This is a genomic window from Roseibium algae, from assembly GCF_037783265.1.
Lineage (GTDB): Bacteria > Pseudomonadota > Alphaproteobacteria > Rhizobiales > Stappiaceae > Roseibium > Roseibium algae.
The window spans coordinates 59168-78459 of the sequence record NZ_JBAKIA010000002.1 but is presented as its reverse complement, the minus strand read 5'-3'; the positions used below and the strand labels follow the sequence as shown (position 1 = coordinate 78459).

The 19292-nt window shown below is 55.1% G+C and carries 17 protein-coding genes; 12 read left to right on the top strand and 5 right to left on the bottom strand.

The window, feature by feature from the left end:
- Positions 1 to 34: 34 nt before the first annotated feature.
- From V6575_RS04015 to V6575_RS04000, 4 genes are all read left to right on the top strand, one after another.
- Complete coding sequence (locus V6575_RS04015; RefSeq protein ID WP_340272800.1) at positions 35 to 1621, top strand: peptide ABC transporter substrate-binding protein; 1587 nt, start codon at positions 35 to 37, stop codon at positions 1619 to 1621.
- Between the two features lie 100 nt (positions 1622 to 1721).
- Positions 1722 to 2645 (top strand): oligopeptide ABC transporter permease OppB, encoded by a 924-nt coding sequence (oppB, locus tag V6575_RS04010; protein ID WP_340272799.1) that lies wholly within the window; start codon positions 1722 to 1724, stop codon positions 2643 to 2645.
- Positions 2646 to 2656: 11 nt separating this feature from the next.
- Positions 2657 to 3808, top strand: coding sequence for an ABC transporter permease subunit (locus V6575_RS04005; protein WP_422785515.1), 1152 nt, complete (start codon positions 2657 to 2659; stop codon positions 3806 to 3808).
- A 10-nt stretch (positions 3809 to 3818) separates the two neighbouring features.
- Positions 3819 to 5444: an ABC transporter ATP-binding protein gene (locus V6575_RS04000; protein ID WP_340272798.1), complete on the top strand. Its 1626-nt coding sequence runs from the start codon at positions 3819 to 3821 to the stop codon at positions 5442 to 5444.
- 46 nt (positions 5445 to 5490) lie between these two features.
- On the opposite strand, the gene V6575_RS03995 is transcribed toward V6575_RS04000, so the two are convergent.
- Both V6575_RS03995 and V6575_RS03990 read right to left on the bottom strand, forming a co-directional pair.
- Complete coding sequence (locus V6575_RS03995; protein ID WP_340272796.1) at positions 5491 to 6222, bottom strand: GntR family transcriptional regulator; 732 nt, start codon at positions 6220 to 6222, stop codon at positions 5491 to 5493.
- Positions 6223 to 6685: 463 nt separating this feature from the next.
- Entirely contained in the window at positions 6686 to 7747 is a 1062-nt protein-coding gene (locus tag V6575_RS03990) for a dipeptidase (RefSeq protein ID WP_340272795.1), read from the bottom strand.
- A 186-nt stretch (positions 7748 to 7933) separates the two neighbouring features.
- Between V6575_RS03990 and V6575_RS03985 the strand changes: the two genes are divergently transcribed.
- A complete protein-coding gene (locus V6575_RS03985) occupies positions 7934 to 8674 on the top strand; it encodes a L,D-transpeptidase (protein ID WP_340272794.1) in 741 nt (246 codons plus the stop codon).
- Between the two features lie 96 nt (positions 8675 to 8770).
- Here the strand turns inward: V6575_RS03985 and V6575_RS03980 are convergent, their stop codons facing one another.
- The gene (locus V6575_RS03980; protein ID WP_340272793.1) at positions 8771 to 9466 is read right to left on the bottom strand and encodes a GntR family transcriptional regulator; all 696 of its coding nucleotides are present in this window, start codon (positions 9464 to 9466) and stop codon (positions 8771 to 8773) included.
- 149 nt (positions 9467 to 9615) lie between these two features.
- Between V6575_RS03980 and V6575_RS03975 the strand changes: the two genes are divergently transcribed.
- From V6575_RS03975 to V6575_RS03950, 6 genes are all read left to right on the top strand, one after another.
- Positions 9616 to 10614, top strand: a complete 999-nt coding sequence (locus V6575_RS03975; protein ID WP_340272792.1) for a TRAP transporter substrate-binding protein — start codon at positions 9616 to 9618, stop codon at positions 10612 to 10614.
- A gap of 135 nt (positions 10615 to 10749) precedes the next feature.
- Positions 10750 to 11238, top strand: a complete 489-nt coding sequence (locus V6575_RS03970; RefSeq protein WP_340272791.1) for a TRAP transporter small permease subunit — start codon at positions 10750 to 10752, stop codon at positions 11236 to 11238.
- A complete protein-coding gene (locus V6575_RS03965) occupies positions 11235 to 12545 on the top strand; it encodes a TRAP transporter large permease (protein WP_340272789.1) in 1311 nt (436 codons plus the stop codon). The genes V6575_RS03970 and V6575_RS03965 overlap by 4 nt, the downstream gene beginning before the upstream one ends.
- 2 nt (positions 12546 to 12547) lie before the next feature.
- A complete protein-coding gene (locus V6575_RS03960) occupies positions 12548 to 13906 on the top strand; it encodes a malonyl-CoA decarboxylase (RefSeq protein ID WP_340272788.1) in 1359 nt (452 codons plus the stop codon).
- Positions 13907 to 13908: 2 nt separating this feature from the next.
- Positions 13909 to 15423: a malonate--CoA ligase gene (locus V6575_RS03955; RefSeq protein ID WP_340272787.1), complete on the top strand. Its 1515-nt coding sequence runs from the start codon at positions 13909 to 13911 to the stop codon at positions 15421 to 15423.
- A 312-nt stretch (positions 15424 to 15735) separates the two neighbouring features.
- Positions 15736 to 16350 carry a nitroreductase family protein gene (locus tag V6575_RS03950; RefSeq protein ID WP_340272786.1) on the top strand — a complete coding sequence of 205 codons (615 nt, stop codon included), beginning with the start codon at positions 15736 to 15738 and terminating at the stop codon, positions 16348 to 16350.
- Positions 16351 to 16403: 53 nt separating this feature from the next.
- Here V6575_RS03950 and V6575_RS03945 read toward each other — a convergent pair whose 3' ends face one another.
- Positions 16404 to 17069 carry a cupin domain-containing protein gene (locus V6575_RS03945; RefSeq protein WP_340272785.1) on the bottom strand — a complete coding sequence of 222 codons (666 nt, stop codon included), beginning with the start codon at positions 17067 to 17069 and terminating at the stop codon, positions 16404 to 16406.
- A 259-nt stretch (positions 17070 to 17328) separates the two neighbouring features.
- Here V6575_RS03945 and V6575_RS03940 point away from each other — a divergent pair, with 259 nt between their 5' ends.
- The gene (locus V6575_RS03940; protein ID WP_340272784.1) at positions 17329 to 18804 is read left to right on the top strand and encodes a helicase HerA domain-containing protein; all 1476 of its coding nucleotides are present in this window, start codon (positions 17329 to 17331) and stop codon (positions 18802 to 18804) included.
- A gap of 49 nt (positions 18805 to 18853) precedes the next feature.
- On the opposite strand, the gene V6575_RS03935 is transcribed toward V6575_RS03940, so the two are convergent.
- On the bottom strand, positions 18854 to 19222 hold the full coding sequence (locus V6575_RS03935; RefSeq protein WP_340272783.1) for a hypothetical protein: 369 nt from the start codon (positions 19220 to 19222) through the stop codon (positions 18854 to 18856).
- Positions 19223 to 19292 lie beyond the last annotated feature (70 nt).

Here is a 19292-nt window from a genome sequence, read left to right as displayed (position 1 = left end):
GTTTCTGGTGTCAATAACAAGAGGGGAGATCGAAATGATGAAATCCATGCGTATGACAGCGCTGGCTGCAGTTCTGATGGCGACCACATCCGCCGCGGCTATGGCGGAAATGGTCTATCACCGTGGCAATGCGGCTGATCCGGAAACACTGGATCAGCACAAGACCTCCACCGTCTATGAAGCGCATATCCTGCGCGACATGTACGAAGGCCTGGTCGCTTATGGGGCAAACGGCCAGATCATTCCGGGCGTTGCGTCCGACTGGATGGTGTCCGAAGACGGCCAGACCTACACATTCACGCTGCGCGATGATGCCAAATGGTCAAATGGCGATCCTGTGGTTGCGGGTGATTTCGTTTATTCACTGCGACGGATCATGAAGCCGGAAACCGGGGCGAAATACGCCAATGTGCTCTATCCGATCCTGAATGCGGAAGCGGTCAACAAGGGCGAGAAGCCGGTTGAAGAACTGGGTGTTACAGCGCTCGATGACCATACGCTGGAAATCAAGCTGAAATCGGCCACGCCCTATTTCATCGATCTCCTGGGACACCAGACTGGCCTGCCAGTGCACCCGGCAACGGTTGAGGAATTCGGCACGGACTTTGTCAAGCCGGAGAACATCGTCACCAATGGTCCCTTCACGCTTGCCGAGTTCATTCCGAACGCCCATGTGAAGGCGGTCAAGAACCCGAATTTCCATGATGCAGCGGATGTCGCCATCGACACTGTCTTCTATTATCCGACCGAAGATCGTGGCGCTGCCCTCCGTCGGTTCCAGGCTGGGGAACTGGACACCAACAATGATGCGCCAACCGAACAGGTTGACTTCATGCGCTCCGAGTTGGGGGATCAGTTCCGCGTTGCACCGTATCTGGGCACTTATTATTACGCGCTGAACCATGAGTCTGAGGGGCTGTCCAATCCGGATGTGCGCCAGGCCCTGTCTATGGCGATTGACCGGGAGTTCCTGGCGGATGAAATCTGGGGCTCCACGATGGTTGCCGGATATTCCTTCGTTCCACCCGGCATCGGCAATTACGGCGAACCGGCCTATGCCAACTACAAGGACGTGTCGATCATCGATCGGGAAGACAAGGCACGCGAAATTCTGGAAGCTGCGGGCTACAGCGAGAGCAATCCGCTCAAGCTCAGGATCAATTACAACACTTCGGAAAACCACAAGAACACGGCTGTTGCCATCGCAGACATGTGGAAGCCGCTCGGCGTTGAAGTGTCCTTGATCAACACGGACACCAAGACCCACTACGCCATGCTGCGTGATCGTGGTGACTTCGATGTCGCCCGCGCTGGCTGGATCGGGGATTACTCAGATCCGCAGAACTTCCTGTTCATGGTCGAGAGCGACAATGACGGCTTCAACTATGCCCGCTACAACAATCCGGAATACGACAAGCTGATGGATGATGCCGCCGTCACGGTTGATCTGGAAAAGCGTGCTGCCATCCTGAAACAGGCGGAAGCCATTTTCATGCGGGATCTGCCCTTCATCCCGCTGATGTACTATGGCTCGATGAACCTTGTGTCCGACAAGGTTGCCGGATTTGAGGACAATCTTCTCAATATCCATCCAAGTCGCTGGATGAGCATTGCTGAATAAGCCATGTTGAAAAGCCGGTGGGACCTTGTTCCACCGGCTTTGACTTTTTGGGCAAAACCAAGGTGGCGACAGACCACCGGGAAAGAACAAAGGCCAGGTCATGCACCGCTATGTGCTGGGACGACTTCTGGGGGCCATCCCGACCCTCTTTCTCATCGTGACGATTTCATTTTTTCTCATTCGCATCGCGCCGGGAGGGCCGTTCGATCTGGAGCGTCCGCTTGAGGCCAAGGTGATGGAAAACCTCAACCGGATTTACCATCTCGATGAACCGCTCTGGCAACAATATGTGCTGTATTTGAAAAGCATTGCCGTGCTGGACTTTGGTCCGAGTTTCTATTTTCGTGATTTTTCAATCAATGAATTGTTCGCCCAAAGCCTGCCGATTTCCATCCAGCTGGGCATGACTGCCTTGTGTCTGGCGCTTGTTGTTGGTGGGGGATTGGGCATCATCGCCGCGCTGCGCCAGAACCAGATGACCGACTACACGGTCATGACGGCAGCAACTCTTGGCGTCACCATTCCGAATTTCGTCATCGCTCCGATTTTGACACTGACGCTCGGTGTCTGGCTCGGCTGGCTGCCGGTAGGTGGCTGGAACGGTGGGGCAGTCGTCAATATCATCCTGCCAGTGGTCACACTAGCCTTGCCGCAAGTTGCCGTGGTGGCCCGGCTGACACGTGGCTCGATGATCGAGGCCTTGCGCTCCAACCATGTGCGAACGGCGCGGGCCTATGGCCTGTCCAGCTACATGGTCGTTGTCGTCCATGCTCTGCGCGGCGCTGTCTTGCCTGTGGTGTCTTATCTGGGGCCAGCTGCTGCCGCGCTCCTGACCGGGTCTGTTGTGGTTGAAACCATTTTCGGCATACCCGGGATCGGGCGTTACTTCGTGCAAGGTGCCCTCAATCGCGACTACACGCTTGTGATGGGCACGGTCGTTGTCGTGGCCTGTTTCGTCATTCTGTTCAACCTCATCGTGGATCTGCTCTATGCGCTGCTTGATCCGCGTGTGCGCTACGATTGAGGAGAGTGGATATGACAATGACGTCCACTCCTTTGCCCCAAGGTCCGACTGGTGGCGAGGCTGAAGGCCCGATCAAGGGACGGTCGCTTTGGGATGACGCCAGAGACCGGCTCCTGGCCAACCGGGCTGCTGTCGCAAGCATGATTGTCCTTGCAACGATCACGCTCATTTCCCTGCTCGGGCCTCTGTTCTCACCGCATCCCTTCGACAAGGTCTATCGGGATTATGTCAAAGTTCCCGCCAGTCTGGCTTCCTATCCGAAGGCTGAACAAATCCAGCCTGCCTTTCAAAGCTTGCTGAAACGGGCAAGAGTGACGATCACCGATTATGCGCAAGAGGGAGATCAGGTGGTTGTCGATATCTCCTCGAAACGAGAAATCGACCCGCGCACGGTGCGCTATATTGACCGCAGCGACATGTTTGAAAATGCCGAGCTTATGGGCTTTTCCGAGGACAAGAAGTCAGCGGTTTTGCGGGCTGATATCAAGTCGGTGCATTTTTATTTCGGCACAGACTCCAATGGCCGGGACATGATGACTCGGACCTTCATCGCCGGGCGCGTGTCGCTGACAATTGGCCTGTTGGCAACAATCGTCGCGATCACCATCGGTGTGATTTACGGAGCAACATCTGGCTATCTGGGTGGGCGGGTCGATCAGACAATGATGCGCGTGGTTGATGTTCTGTATTCGTTGCCGTTCATTTTCTTCGTCATCATGCTGGTGGTGTTCTTCGGGCGAAATTTCGTCTTGATGTTCATTGCCGTCGGCGCAGTTGAATGGCTTGATATGGCGCGCATTGTCAGAGGGCAGACGCTGACCATCAAACGGCAGGAATACGTTCAGGCTGCTGAAGCCATGGGCGTGTCGGACGGCGGTATTCTGAAGCGCCATATCATTCCCAACACGCTGGGTCCGGTCGTCGTCTACATGACGCTGCTTGTGCCGAAGGTGATCCTGCTCGAGAGCTTCCTGTCGTTTCTGGGGCTGGGCGTTCAAGAGCCTATGACAAGCTGGGGCGTGCTGATTTCAGAAGGCGCACGCAACATGCAAGGGGCGGCCTGGATGTTGATTTTTCCGGCTGTTTTCCTGACCTCGACCTTGTTTGCGCTGAATTTCATCGGCGATGGTCTGCGCGATGCACTCGATCCGAAGGACAGGTGAGGGGATGACCATGAACAAGACAGATACGAAAGCAGTCGTTCTCGACATCGCAGACCTGGAAGTTGAGTTCCACACACCAACCGGCCCGGTTCATGCAGTGCGGGGTGTGAACATTCAAGTGAAGGCTGGCGAGACCGTGGGCATTGTCGGCGAGAGTGGTTCAGGCAAGAGCCAGACGATGATGGCTGCGATGGGGTTGTTGGCGTCAAACGGCCAGACATCAGGTCGGGTGACTTTTGAGGATCGCAACATTCTCGGCTTGCCGATCCACAAGTTGAATGAAGTGCGTGGCCGGAAGATCACCATGATTTTCCAGGAACCGATGACCTCACTGGATCCGCTTTATACCATCGCGCGTCAGCTGGCCGAACCCATGGTGGTTCACGGTGCCTTGTCGTGGAAGGCCGCGAAAGCAAAGGCTTTAAAGCTCTTGGAACTGGTTAATATTCCAGACCCTGAGCGCAAGATTCGGTCTTATCCCTATGAGCTTTCCGGCGGTCAGCGCCAGCGGGTTATGATCGCCATGGCTTTGGCGAATGACCCCGATGTCCTGATTGCGGATGAGCCGACAACCGCACTGGACGTCACCACCCAGGCGGAAATACTTGAGCTTCTAGCCGACTTGCAAAAACGCCTTGGCATGGCGGTGATTTTCATCACACATGATCTTGGAATTGTGCGTAAAATCGCGGATCGCGTCTATGTAATGAAAGACGGGGAGGTGGTTGAGACCGGCGCGACCGGGACAATCTTCGACCGTCCCGAGCATCCCTATACACGTATGTTGCTGGATGCAGAGCCAACCGGATCGAAAGCTCCTGTTGTCTCATCGGAACCTATCCTTCTTGAAGCTCAGAAAATCAGGGTGGAATTTGCCCTGGATAGCGGGTTCCTGGCAGCGCCATTTGTCTTGAAGGCAGTTGATGATGTCTCCTTCTCCCTGCGCCGTGGTCAGACTTTGGGCATTGTCGGCGAAAGTGGGTCGGGCAAGTCCACTCTTGGGCGAGCCATCCTGAACCTGCTTCCCGCTTATGGACGTGTTGTTTTTCAGGGCGATGTGATTTCAGGCAAGAGCCGTTCTGCCATGCGTGACCTGCGCCGCAACATGCAGCTTGTCTTTCAGGACCCTTTCGGATCTCTCAGTCCGCGATTGACTGTGGGTCAGATCATTTCCGAAGGGCTTTTGGTTCATGAGCCGAGCCTGTCCGCAAAGGACCGCGATGCAAGAGCCTGTCAGGCGCTGGAGGAAGTGTCGCTCACACCTGCCATGCGCAATCGCTATCCGCATGAGTTTTCCGGTGGACAGCGCCAGCGCATTGCCATTGCAAGGGCCATGGTTCTGAAACCGGACTTGGTGGTGTTGGATGAGCCCACCTCAGCGCTGGACAGGACAGTCCAGAAGCAGATTGTCGATCTCTTGCGTGATTTACAGACGGCCCACGGGCTGACCTATCTGTTCATCAGTCATGACCTGGCTGTTGTCCGGGCGATTGCCGATACAGTCATGGTCATGCAGAGAGGCAAGGTGATTGAGGCGGGGCTGACAGAAGATATTTTTGAAACCCCGCAGATGGATTACACAAGAGAGCTTATAGGGGCTGCCTTGATGGGGCAGCAGAACCTGGATGCTGGATGAGCCTCAGACGCCGTGAAGGCCGAGCCAGCCTATTGGTGTCCGAACCCTAAGCAAGCTGCGTGATGGCGTGGGTCGTTGTTGGATCTTCAAAAAAGATATCGTGAAGATCGGGCGCAAACAACGACAAGGCGAGGGTTATGTGTTTTGACATCAGCGTTTTGGCCGTGTCCGCATCGCCCTCTGCTATAGCATCAATGATGGGCTTATGTGGATCCCCAACGAATTTGTCCCACATGATGTGGCCCCGGTTGCGGGAAATCGTATATCGGTGCAAGTGCAGCAATGTTCTCTTCAAGATTGGCTGCAGCATGGGCATATCAGAAATACTGAAAATGCTCAGGTGGAAGGCCCGGTCGATCTCTGCGCATGCGAAAGTGTCGCAACGTGATCTATAGTCCAGATAGTCACTTGAGATCTCGCGTAAGCGTGAAATCTCACAGGGGGTGGCGAGAACGGTAGAGCGCTCAAGACCAGCGCACTCAAGATTGAGGCGAAGCCGAACCAGAACGAGCGCCTCTTCATCACTTGTTTGGGTGACATAGGTTCCCTGATACCCGCGCCGGTCCACGAGGCCGTGTTCCTGCAAAGACAGCAGGGCTTCTCTGACAGTACCCTGCGAACAGCAGTATTCAGCCGCCAGAGCTTGCTCCGTAATCGGGCTGCGGCTGGTCAATTCGCCAAGCAAAATCTGACGCTTGAGGTCCTGATATACGGTCCATGATTTGCGCGCACCATTTGGAGGCGTCAAAGGACTGTCAAAAATTTCTAATCTTAGCATGAGCCCAGTGGCCCCCCCGGCCCTAGGCACGTCTCATCGAATTTACAGGTCCACTTTATCGCAGATAGGCTCTCGCACGTAATCCAAAACGTGGCGTGAGATTTCGAACGTCATAAAGCTTACCCAAGTTGTTCTCGATGTTTCTGTCAACTTGGGCACCTCAGTACCGATGGGGCGTGCATTCCTCAGTATTAATTGCTGCATTCTTGAAATTGCAGTATCTTTTTTAACGTAATTGAGGCCTGAAAAAGACGATTTTGCCTTTCTATATTCCTCGATCTAACGTTCCAACTGTTCTATTTTCATGACGCAGCGTAAGATTTGTCTAAAGTTTAAGCGCAATTCAATAGATTGTGCTCAAATTGCATAAAAGTATTTTAGCAGGCGTTGATTGGCAGGCGAGCGAAACTTTCCGAAACAATTACGTATGCGTTCACAAATGCGAGAGCAAATGTATTGTATATCAATTTTGTGTGCAATCGAGAACAGATAGCCAGTTTTTGAAAGCGATCTTGGCGATAAGCTCCTCGCCAAATCCAGCTTGCCTGAATGATTCGATCAGCGCGGGCAAGGCCGCCGCGTCCGGTATGTCAGTTGGCGTCATGCATCCATCGAAATCCGAACCAAGTGCCACGCCATCTTCCCCAAGCCTGTCAATTAGATGGGACACATGTTTGACCATTGTCTCGAGCGGCGTCTGGCGGCTGTAGCCACCGTCTTCGCGCAGGAAGGCAGTGTGGAAATTGAGCCCAACCAAGCCGTTTGTTTCCCGAATGGCATCCAGTTGCCTGTCTGTCAGGTTGCGCGCATTCGGGCATATGGCATGGGCATTGGAATGACTGGCGACAAGGGGCTTGTTGCTTGTCGCTGCGACATCCCAGAAGCCTTTTTCTGTCAGATGGGACAGATCGATCAATATGCCAAGTTCATTGCAGGCCTTGACGAGTGCTTTCCCGGTATCGGTCAGACCGGGGCCTGTGTCTGGCGACGATGGAAACCGCATTGGAGCGCCATCTGCAAAGACATTCTTCCTGCTCCAGACTGGTCCGAGAGAGCGAAGGCCTGCATTGTATAGGACTTCCAGGGCATTGAAGTCTGTATCAATCGCCTCGGCCCCTTCGATGTGAAGCGATATGGCAAAAATACCTTGGTCTATACATTCGCGGATTTCGCGAACATTGTGGCAAATTCTGACCCGGCCATTGGATGATCTCTCCAGCCGAAAGGCTTCTGCGGCCATCTTGAGCGTAAAGTCCAGCGCTTGGCTTTGGTCAATCTCGTCGTAATTCTTTGTGTCGGACGGATTATAAGGCTTTGAAAAATCCTGACGAATGTTGGACGGGACGAACATGGCGAACAAGCCTCCGACAAGGCCGCCTTCCTGCGCACGGGGCAGATCGATATGGCCAAGAGTTGACCGTTCGAAAAAGTCAGTCTCCCTGTCAGTGCCTTTTGTGATGACCCTCTTGAGCAAAGTGTCATTATGACCGTCGAACACAGGGACGCGAGGAATTGTAGCAGTCATTTCAAATCCATCTCGGGAAAAGGAGGAGCGGCCACATTGGGCTTATTCGGTGTGTCTGAAAAGAGGCATTTGTCGAAAATTTGATGCTGTTGTCTTCGCATATCAACAAAGTCTCTTGCCAAGCTCCCCTCTTTTGCCCCATCACAGCTTCAAGATTGTTCTTGACCCTAAGTCAGCGGAGCTTCCATGCCGATTTATTCACCTGCCTCGGGCTTGTCTGATGATGGTGCAACATTAGAAACCTCGTCCAGCGGAGTTTCTCGTCGTTTTTTTGTGTCTGGTTGCTTTGCGGCAATGACGCTGCCTTTGGCCGGATGTTATACTGCTGGCCTGCCGGGGCAGCCGCCTTTGCCGGACGAGACTTTCGATTATGCGTCCGCCTATGCGGTCTGGCCTGATGGCGATTTCACCTGGCCAGCGATCAACTATCAGTCCTTTGATCGCAAATACTGGCGTCAGGTGGTGGATTACAAGTCTGGTGAGAAGCCCGGCACCATCATTGTCGACCCTTACAATTATTTTCTCTACTGGATTTTGACGCCTAAAACTGCTCTGCGCTATGGCATCAGCGTTGGCCGTTCCGGCTATGCCTGGTCAGGCGATGCGATGATCCGGGTCAAGCGTGAGCACCCAAGATGGCGTCCTCCACGGGAGATGATCGCGCGCAAGCCTTCTCTGGAGCGTTATTGGAAAGATGGCATGGGCCCTGGGTTGAAAAACCCTCTTGGAGCGCGTGCGATGGATCTGTGGCAGGGGTCAAGAGACACGCTGTTCCGTATCCACGGCACAAGCAGCCCAAACAGCATCGGGAAGAGTGTTTCCTCAGGCTGTATCCGGATGTGGCATCAGGACGTGATTGATCTGTTCGAGCGCGTGCCGCTGCGGACAAAGGTCATTGTCCTGAGCAAGGAAGACGCCGAAGCATAGAGCTTTGCGATCTGTCATCTTTGGTGAAGCGCAAGACGGGTGCCGAGAGGTGCCCGTTTTTTTGTTGCGGTTTCCATTCGTAAGCCGCAACTCACCCTAGTTCCGCTTTGCGTCGCCTTCTTGCCAATGGGCGGACACAGACGCGACGAAGTCATTGAAACGTTCACCCTGGATCAGAACGTGTTGGCGCAGGTGTTCTGCCGCTGCAACGGCATCTCCGGATGTGATCGCCTCGACGATGTTTCCATGCTCGGTAAGAGACATTGACACTCGGTTCGGCACCCGAAGCTGCAGGCGTCGATAGACTTTGAGTTGGGTTTGCAGGTGTTTGGCCTGTTCGGCCAGAAAGCCGTTGTGGCTGGCCTTGTAAATTGTGTCATGAAAAATCTGGTTGGCATGATAATAGGCGTCAGGATCTCCGCCTTGCTGAGCATTGCAGCAGGCCTCGTGCGCCGCCTTCAGGGCTTTGACTTCGTCGCTTGTGATGCGTCTTGCTGCCAGCCGCCCGCACATGGCCTCCAGGTCCGCCATGACCTCGAACATTTCCACCAGCCGGGCAATGCCAACATCACGCACGAATGTGCCTCGGCGGGGTTTGATGTCCACCAGCCCGGCAACGGACAGTTCAATCAAGGCCTCGCGGATCGGAGTGCGTGACACCTCGAATCGTTTCGCCAAGGTCACTTCATCCAGCCTGGAACCAGCCGGGTAAAAGCCTGTGACAATGTCATTCTCGAGGGCTTCACGCAGTGCCTGCGCACGCCGGGTTCTTGGCTGCTGTTTTGTCATCATTACAAATTATGCAAAGATAACCCTCTTGTATACAAAAACATTGACTTGATTGCGAACTCTGTGTTTGCCTGCATATCGGCGAACAATACGCTGAAAAAGTGCGCAGGGGACGGAGTGGAGCCGGAAGCCTGCGCTCATGGGAGGAAAACATGAAATATTTTGCCAAGACGGCGCTTGCTGTCACGGTCGCACTTGCTGCTGCTTTGCCAGTTGCTCACGCTGAAACAGTTCTCAAGGCCTCGCACCAGTGGCCGGGCGGTAAAGGCGATGTGCGTGACGAAATGGTCCAGATTCTGGCCCGTGAAGTCGCCAAGTCTGATGTTGATTTGAGAATTCAGGTCTATCCTGGAAAATCCTTGTTCAAGCCGCGCGAGCAGTGGGGCGCCATGGTCAAGGGTGTGCTGGACATCTCCGCATTCCCACTTGATTACGCCTCCGGTCGCCATCCGGAGTTCTCTGCAACCTTGATGCCAGGTCTGGTCCGCAATCATGACCGTGCACTGCGGCTCAATACATCGCCGTTCATGCAAGACATCAAGAAAGTCATCAATGACGCGGGTGTTGTGGTCCTGGCCGATGCTTGGTTGGCGGGCGCGTTTGCCTCCAAGAAGCAGTGCATCACCGGACCGGAAAGCATGAAGGGCCAGGTCACACGTGCAGCTGGTCCGGCGTTCGAGCAGATGCTGGTTGGCGCAGGCGCATCCATTGCGTCCATGCCGTCTTCTGAAATCTACACCGGCCTTCAGACCGGCGTTCTGGATGCAGCCAACACATCCTCAGGCTCTTTCGTGTCCTACCGGATTTACGAGCAGGCAACTTGCCTCACCAAGCCGGGCGCGAATGCCTTGTGGTTCATGTATGAGCCGCTTCTCATTTCCAAGCGCAGCTGGGACAAGTTGAACAAGGAACAGCAGGATGCGCTGATGGCAGCTGCAAAGGTTGCCGAAGACTATTTTGTCGGTGAAGCCAAGGGGCTGGATGACAAGCTGGTTGAAGCTTATTCTGACGCTGGCGTCGAAGTGGTCGAAATGTCCGGCGACGATTATCAGGCTTGGCTCGATATTGCCAAGGAGACTTCATACAAGGCTTTCGCTGAGAAAGTCGAAGGAGGTCAGGAGCTGATCGATAAGGCGCTTGCGGTTCAATAAACCCAGTTCCGCCTCCTTCGGGTGGGGGTTTGGCTATTTCAGTCAGCCTTCATCCGGAGGAGGTTCTTTAAGACACTCTGATTTTGTCCGGGCGCAGCAATCAGCGCCTGAAGAGCCTGACGTCGGACCATGTTCATGACTTTATATATCCGCTGGGTTTCGGCCCTGTCCCGCCTCGCTGCGGTGGCTGCCTTGCTGCTACTGGCATCGGCCATTCTGGTGGTGACCCAAATGGTGGTCATTCGCTATTTCCTGAATGCCTCCACCGTGTGGCAAACCGAATTTGTCATCTATGCGCTGGTCGCAATGACTTTCCTGGCCTCGCCCTTTGTGCTGATGGAAAAGGGCCATGTGAATGTTGACTTGATCTACATGCATCTTCATGGGCCATTTCTGAAAATTGTTCAGTCCCTGGCCGGTTTGTTCGGTCTCGTCTTTTGTGCGCTGCTGGCCTGGTCCGGCTGGACCTATTTCGAGGAAGCCTGGTCCTACGGCTGGACAACAGACACTGTCTGGGCTCTGCCGCTCTGGATTCCGCTTTTGCCTCTGCCTCTTGGTATTGGATTGATGACCCTTCAATATGTGGCGGAACTCGCCAAAATCTGGAGAGGAGAGCCCGCATGAGCCCGCTTTTTTCTGGCCTCCTCGTTCTGCTGGCGCTGTTAGCGCTCCTTGGCATAGGCACCCCGATCGCATTTGCCCTTGGGTTCGTTTCCATTGTCGCACTCTTGATCGTTGATGGTGCCGGTAGCCTTTCCATTCTGGGCGAAACCTTCTTCGGCGGACTGGCGTCCTTCGGTCTTGTGTCGATCCCCATGTTCATTCTGATGGGATCTGCTGTTGCCTCGTCTCCTGCCGGCAAGGACCTCTATGAAGCTCTTGATCGCTGGTTGAATCGGGTTCCGGGCGGGCTGGTTCTGTCCAACATCGGGGCATGCTCGATCTTCGCGGCATTGTCCGGATCTTCGCCTGCCACTTGTGCTGCCATCGGCAAGATGGGCATTCCGGAAATGACCAAGCGCGGCTATCCGAATGAAATCGCGTCCGGGTCTATTGCAGCAGGGGGAACCCTCGGAATTCTTATTCCGCCATCGATCACCATGATTGTCTATGGCATCGCAACGGAAACCTCTATTGGTCGGTTGTTCCTGGCTGGCTTGTTGCCAGGTGCCATGCTCACGGCCTTGTTCATGGCCTGGACAATCTACGACTGCCGCCGCCGGGGGATTGGCCTGTCCGCCCTGACCGAACGTTTCACCATGAAGGAGCGCTTCTCCGCGCTGCCAAGGGTTCTGCCGTTCCTGGCGATCATCGTTGGAATTCTCTACGTGCTTTATGGCGGGGTTGCGACGCCGTCGGAAGCTGCTGGTGTCGGTGCTTTGTTCTGCATCGTTCTGGTGGTTGTGATCTACCGGATGTGGAGCGTTTCCAAGGTGACCAACATGTTCCGGGATACCTTGAAGGAAAGCGTGATGATCATGATGATTATCGGGGCTTCAGAGCTGTTTTCCTATACGCTGTCATCGCTGTTCGTCACTCAGTCTATTGCCGAATGGATTGCAGCCCTGGACGTGAACCGCTGGGTGTTGATGGCGATCATCAATTTCTTCCTGCTGTTCGCCGGGTTCTTCTTGCCGCCGGTCGCCGTCATTCTCATGACTGCTCCGATCCTGCTGCCAATCATCTTGCAGGCGGGTTTTGACCCTTATTGGTTCGCGGTGGTGCTGACGATCAATATGGAAATAGGCTTGATAACGCCTCCGGTCGGACTAAATTTATATGTGATCAACGGAATTGCGCCGGACATTACATTGGGTGAAATCCTGCGCGGATCAATCCCCTATGTCATGTGCATGGTCGTTGGAATTGTACTTCTCTGCTTCATTCCCGGCATTGCCACCTGGCTTCCAGAATTGATGATGGGTCGATAACGATGAACACAAGCTTCTTTGGCGAGTTGCTAAACTCCATAACCGAGCAGGGACGAACCCTGCTCGACACCCGGCTTGGACGCTCTGGCGAGGTTCCGCTTGAGGATCTTTGCCAGGCGATTTTGTCCGGGCGGGGCGAAGCCTCGGGGGTCGCGCTCGCCGGAGAGGTTCTGTCCAGCTACAAGCAACTTGATGGGCCGCAAAAGCTGGCTTTCTTTCAAGCTCTGCGCGATCATTTTGGGGCCAATCTGGAAGTGGTCCGTGAAACGGTGGCAGCTCTCACTCAGCAACCGGACGATCCGCTCCTCTTGAGGCGCTTGCATTCAGCATCGGAGCCAAGACGGCAGGAGCTTATCCGTCGGTTGAACCTGGCCCCCGGGGGTACCAAGGCACTTGTGGCCATGAGGTCCGATCTGCTTGATCACCTGCGAACTTCGCCGGACCTCATTGAAGTCGACCGGGATTTCGAGCATCTCTTTTCGTCATGGTTCAACCGCGGCTTCTTGGTCATGAAGCGGATTGATTGGCAGACGCCGGCCAATATTCTGGAAAAGATCATCAAGTATGAAGCGGTTCACGAGATCGACGGCTGGGAGGACCTACGCCGCCGGATCGGGTTGGAAGATCGCCGCCTCTATGCGTTTTTCCATCCGGCCCTTGTCGACGACCTTCTCATCTTCGTTGAGGTTGCCCTGACCCGTGAGATCCCGGGTGCCATTGCTCCGATCCTGACTGAGGAACGGGCCGAAATCACGGCTGAAGTAGCCAATACGGCGGTGTTTTATTCGATTTCGAATTGTCAAAAGGGCCTGCGCGGCATTTCTTTCGGCAATTTCCTGATCAAACAGGTGGTTGAAGAGCTCCGCCGTGAGCTGCCCTCCCTGAAGACCTTTGTCACCTTGTCTCCGGTGCCAGGGTTTTCCCGCTGGTTGTCCGGGGCACTCAAAGACGAAGCAAGCCCGGCAAGCAGCTTGTTGACACCTGAAATGGCTGCGCACTTGCAAGAACAGGACTGGCCGCAGGATCTGGATGCCGCCAAGCAGCTTGAAGCGGTTTTGCCAAATCTGTGCGCCCACTATCTGACCCGGGAAAAACATCGTAATACCCGTCCCCTTGATCCGGTCGCCCGGTTCCACATTGGCAATGGTGCGCGCCTTGAACGCGTCAATTGGCAAGGTGATCTATCAGTGAACGGATTGTCGCAGGCCCATGGTTTGATGGTGAATTACCTTTATGACCTGAAGTACATAGAACGAAATCATGAGTCTTATGCAGCCAATGGCACGGTGGCGGTCAGTTCCGCCGTCGCCAAATTGGCCAAGGCTGTGCCCGAAGCTAAACAATTGACGTCCGCGAGTTGACGATGACCAATCATCTTTTTTCCGAAATCCATGCAAACATGCCGGACCCGGCCAAGACCTTTCTGGAAACTGCAGAAGGCCAGGTTCTCACATATGGCGACGTTGTTGGCCTGTCCGCACGTTATGCCAATGCGTTGGCTGGCCTTGGCGTCAAGCCCGGTGACCGCGTGGCCGTACAGGTGGAAAAAACGCCTGATGCATTGATGCTTTATCTGGCGACCGTGCGCGTCGGAGGCGTTTTCCTGCCGCTCAACACTGCTTATACACCTGCGGAAATCGATTATTTTGTCACGGATGCTGAGCCAAGTGTTTTTGTCTGCGATCCCTCCCGCGCGGATGCTTTGAAGGAGACAGCGAGTAAGGTCAATGCCAGTCTTCAAACGCTGGATGCGAACGGCAAGGGCAGCCTGCGGGATCTTGCCGAGGCAGCCTCCGATACGTTCGAGGATGTTGCCCGGGGTGCCGATGATCTTGCTGCGATTCTTTACACTTCCGGAACTACAGGGCGCTCCAAGGGCGCGATGCTGAGCCACGAGAACCTGGCTTCTAACGCCCGCACGTTGGTGAAATACTGGCAGTTCGGCTCTGGTGATGTTTTGCTGCACGCCCTGCCAATCTTCCACACTCACGGGCTGTTCGTGGCGACCAACTGTCTGCTGCTGGCTGGCGGCTCCATGCTGTTCCTGCCCAAGTTCGATCTGGATACTGCCTTGAAGTTGCTGCCACGGGCAACGTCCATGATGGGCGTCCCGACGTTCTACAGTCGCTTGCTCAGCTCTTCGGACTTTACACAGTCACTTGTCTCGCACATGCGGCTGTTTATCTCCGGCTCGGCGCCCTTGTCGGCAGAAACCCACAAGGAATTCAGCGCCCGGACCGGCCATGCGATCCTGGAACGCTATGGCATGACCGAGACCAACATGAACACGTCCAACCCTTATGACGGCGACCGGCGTCCTGGAACGGTTGGCTTTCCGCTGCCCGGCGTGGATCTGCGGATCACGGATCCGGAGACAGCCAAGGTGCTGGCCCAGGGTGAGGTTGGCATCATCGAGGTCAAGGGACCCAATGTCTTCCAGGGCTACTGGCGCATGCCGGAGAAGACGGCTGAAGAACTGCGCGTGGATGGCTTCTTCATAACCGGCGACATGGGGCGGATCGACGAAGAAGGCTATGTGGCCATTGTTGGCCGGTCAAAAGACCTGATCATCACCGGCGGGTTCAATGTCTATCCGGCCGAGGTTGAGGCCGCGATTGACGAGATCGCAGGTGTTGCGGAAAGCGCGATCATTGGCGTTCCCCATCCTGATTTTGGCGAAGGCGTAGTCGCGGTTGTTGCGCCCAAAAATGGCGCAAAGCTGGACAAGGCAGCAATCACGCCAGCCCTTGCCGACAAGCTCGCCAAGTTCAAACAGCCCAAGCAGGTGCACGTCATGGATGCCTTGCCGCGCAACACCATGGGCAAGATCCAGAAAAACGTCCTTCGGGACCAGTTCAAAGGCGACTTTGAAGGTTAGGTTCTGCTCAGGAGGCCAACCTTAAGCGGTTGCGTCTCCTGAACAAGCTGGTGAGATAAAACGCTGAAATGGCCAAATAGGCGCTTTCTTCGCAAACTCGCTGCGATAACCTAGCTAACATTGAACCTATTGATTTATATGGCAATCTGAACTGCATTGATTTTATTTGACTGTTCACGCTGATTGAACAGACATATCACTCACTTTGATGAGAAGCACCTTGATGCGCCTCACAGAATCCTCACATTGCAGATAGAACACGAAAAGTGCATTGGCCTTTGCCAGTGCCGCATATCCTATCAGGAGACCGTCATGACGGCTAATACAACAAAAGAATTTCAGGTATCAGATCACCGTACTGCAGATCATCCGGTAGATCCGAAGTTCGTCAACCGCTGGTCTCCACGCGCATTCGACGGATCAGAGATGCCCGAAGCAGATCTGAAAATCATGCTGGAAGCGGCCCGCTGGGCACCGTCCGCCTTTAACATGCAGCCTTGGCGCTTTGTTTACAGCCTGCGCGGCGATGCTAGCTGGCCAGTGTTTCCAGAACTGATGAACGAGTTCAACCGCAGCTGGGCCAGCAATGCGTCTGCCCTGATCGTTGTGTTGTCCGATACAGTGTTTGCCGGACCAGATGGCGAAAAGCCAGCCAGCCACAATTCGTTCGATGCAGGCGCTGCCTGTGCCCAGCTGGCGCTTCAGGCCTCTGCGCTTGGGTATCATTCCCATTCGATGGCCGGCATTCTGCCAGAGAAGATCCATGCTGATCTGAATGTTCCAGAGCGTTTCAAGGCAGAAATCATGATCGCTGTTGGGCGTCGGACCGAGCCGGACATCCTGCCGGAGTTCTTGCAGGCCAAGGAACTTCCAAGCCCACGTCGTTCGCTTGAAGAGACAGCGTTCAAAGGCAGCTTCAAAGGCTGACGATTACGACCGACATGAGTGAAGTTGCGGGGCGATTTGGCGCCCCGTTTTCGTTAGGTCTCGATTTGAAGCAAATGCCCGGTTTTGCGCCAGATGCGGGCTCCCGTTTCGCTGCTGATGGTCTGGGTACTGCCTGCGGGAAGCCGTAACCAGGTGCCTGGGCCATAGGGACCGCCTTCATCGGTAAAGCTGCCTGAGATCACGAAATATTCTGCGCCACCGGTCAAGGTCACGGGCTCAAAAGCGCTGCCTGCGGCCAACTCCAGCATGTCGACCCGTTCTTGAGCGTTGTTGAACAGGGGCAAAGAGGCCTCTCCGGGTCTGCCGTCTTGCCAGTCGCTTGAATCCGTCGTGTCGATCCGCACGAATGTATCGTCGTTCGGATCCATCTGGCGCAACTTCACCAGGATTGTGGCACCTTGTTTGGAAGAGGGAACGTGGGAAGAGCCGGGAGGGTTGCGCACATACATGCCCTTTGAAAAGTCTCCCGTCTCGTCTGAAAACACACCGTCCAGAACGAGAAACTCCTCGCCAAGGTCATGCTTATGCGCCGAGAATGACGATCCGGGGGCATAGCGCACCAGGGATGTTGCCCGAGCAACCTCAGTGCCATCGCGCTCCAGCATCCGTCGATCAACACCGGTCATCGGGGAGGCAATCCAGTCCAGGGAAGCGCTGTCGACAACAGCGCGTTTAGTGAGATCTGCGTGTATTTGCATGATGGTCAAGGTCCCGGTGTTGGTGGGCGTTGACGGGCTTCCGCCGCCTTGCTCTTGGTAGATAAGCCCTGTAGAGGAAACGTCAAAGGCCACCGGTGGAGAAAAACCTGTGACCAGTGTCGAAAGACTGTGGTTATTCTGCCCTGCGGTTTTGCGCTTTTGCGGGAATCATGATGACCTTATGTCTTCACACTAAGTGTTGCCGGGGTTGCAGGGTCGGATGTCAGGTCCGCTTTTACAGCGCCTTTCGGGATGATGAATGACGGTTAGTATCGACATCGGCGAAATGGCGGGCAAAGCCCGCGCTGGCATGGATCTGGAAGAACTCCTGGCCACCCGGCTCCTAGTCCAAGGCAACTCCGGGTCGGGAAAGTCGCATCTTCTGCGCCGTATTCTGGAGCAGTCTGCCCCTTGGGTTCAGCAAGCCATTGTTGATCCTGAAGGAGATTTCGTGTCGCTTGCCGAGAAATACGGTCATGTGGTTGTGGATGCGGTGGGGACCGAAAAAGACCTTCAGATGATCGCCGGGCGGGTGCGCCAGCACCGGGTGTCGGTGATCCTCAATCTGGAAGGTCTCGATGCGGATCGCCAAATGAAGGCCGCTGCAACATTCCTGGACGGGTTGTTCGATGCAGACCGGGATCTTTGGTACCCGATGCTTGTCGTTGTGGATGAAGCCCAGCTTTTTGCGCCCGCAGCGGCAGGCGAGGTGACCGAAGAGGCGCGTCGGCGCTCTCTGGGCGCAATGACGAACCTTATGTGCCGGGGCCGTAAACGCGGGCTTGCCGGAATTATTGCCACACAACGTCTGGCCAAGCTGGCCAAGAATGTGGCCGCTGAAGCGTCCAATTTTTTGATGGGCCGGACGTTTCTCGACATCGACATGGCCAGAGCTGCAGACCTGTTGGGCATGGAGCGACGCCAGGCTGAGACATTCCGAAATCTTGATCGCGGGCATTTCGTTGCTCTCGGGCCAGCGCTTTCCCGCCGTCCTGTTCCGGTCAAGATTGGTCCGGTGGAAACGGCAGGGCGGGGCGGTACGCATAAGTTGATGCCTTTGCCTGAGCAGGCCAAGGACGAAGCCAAGGATCTGATTTTCACGCGGGGAGCAGGCGAGGCGGTGCCAAGGCGCCCCCGTGCTGCCGAGCCAGTTGTCTCGACTTCTGATGTCCTGACCCAGCTTTCAAGTGCGGAAGATGCCGCTGATGCGTCCGTGGAACCGGCCGCCAATCTGTTGGATTACGGTGTGCGCACCGAGCAGATTGATGTCATTATTGGCGAAATCCTTGATGAGCCGGACGCCGCATTTCAACCGATTGCATCTCTTTATCAGGATTTTCAGGTGCGCTGCCGGATTGCCAAATTGCCTGGCGGAGCTCCTGACCTTCAGTTGTTCCGTGAAAAACTGTCTGTTGCCCGGGCCGGAGTGGAAAAGGGCGACATTGATGACACTGAGTGGAAGCAGGCGGAATTGATTGCAGGCGAGCTGCCCGAGGACATGCGCGGCGTGTATTTGCTGCTGGCCAAGGCGGCTCTGGCAAAATCCCCATGCCCCGGCAATATCGAAATCGCGACAGCCTATGGCACCCGCTCTCCGGGGCGGGCCCGCTGGCTGCTCAGCCATATGGAAGAGCGCGGATTTCTGGTCTGCGCAACGGATTTGCGTGGCAACCGCATTGTCACGCTGACCGACCTTGGCTGGCAAACCGCCCCCGGCGATGAAGCCGCCGCTTAAGGCGCTGTCTAAGAGCTCTATGGCCCGGTTCGACCTCTGGTTACTTTCTTCAATTCGCAGGGCGCATCCGGCGTGGCGGTGCTGCGTTGGGTCTGGGTGTATTCTCATCGGCCTTCAGCAGGTAGCGGAGCTGTGAAATTTCCTGATTGAGGCTGGCAATGGTCCGGGTGAGGGCACCGTCCAGATAGCTGCCGGCCGGAGAATTCGCCCGGATGGTTTCAGCCTTCTCCCGGGTTTTTCCCAGATACCGCAGCAATACATCGACTTCCGGCTTTTCAATTTCAGTCGGGCTTGGGTCTCCGGCGGCTTTTTGAGCTGCACGCTTTCTCAGATAGCCGCTGCAAAGAGCCGATTGCGCGGCATCAAGAGCGTTGTGTGTCGACGCTGTCTGTGTGACATCAATCGCTTGGAATGTCATATCTCAAACCTTCATGTGTTCTTATTTTGTTCTTTTAGCGCAATTGATATTCTCAGGCAAGTGGGATGAG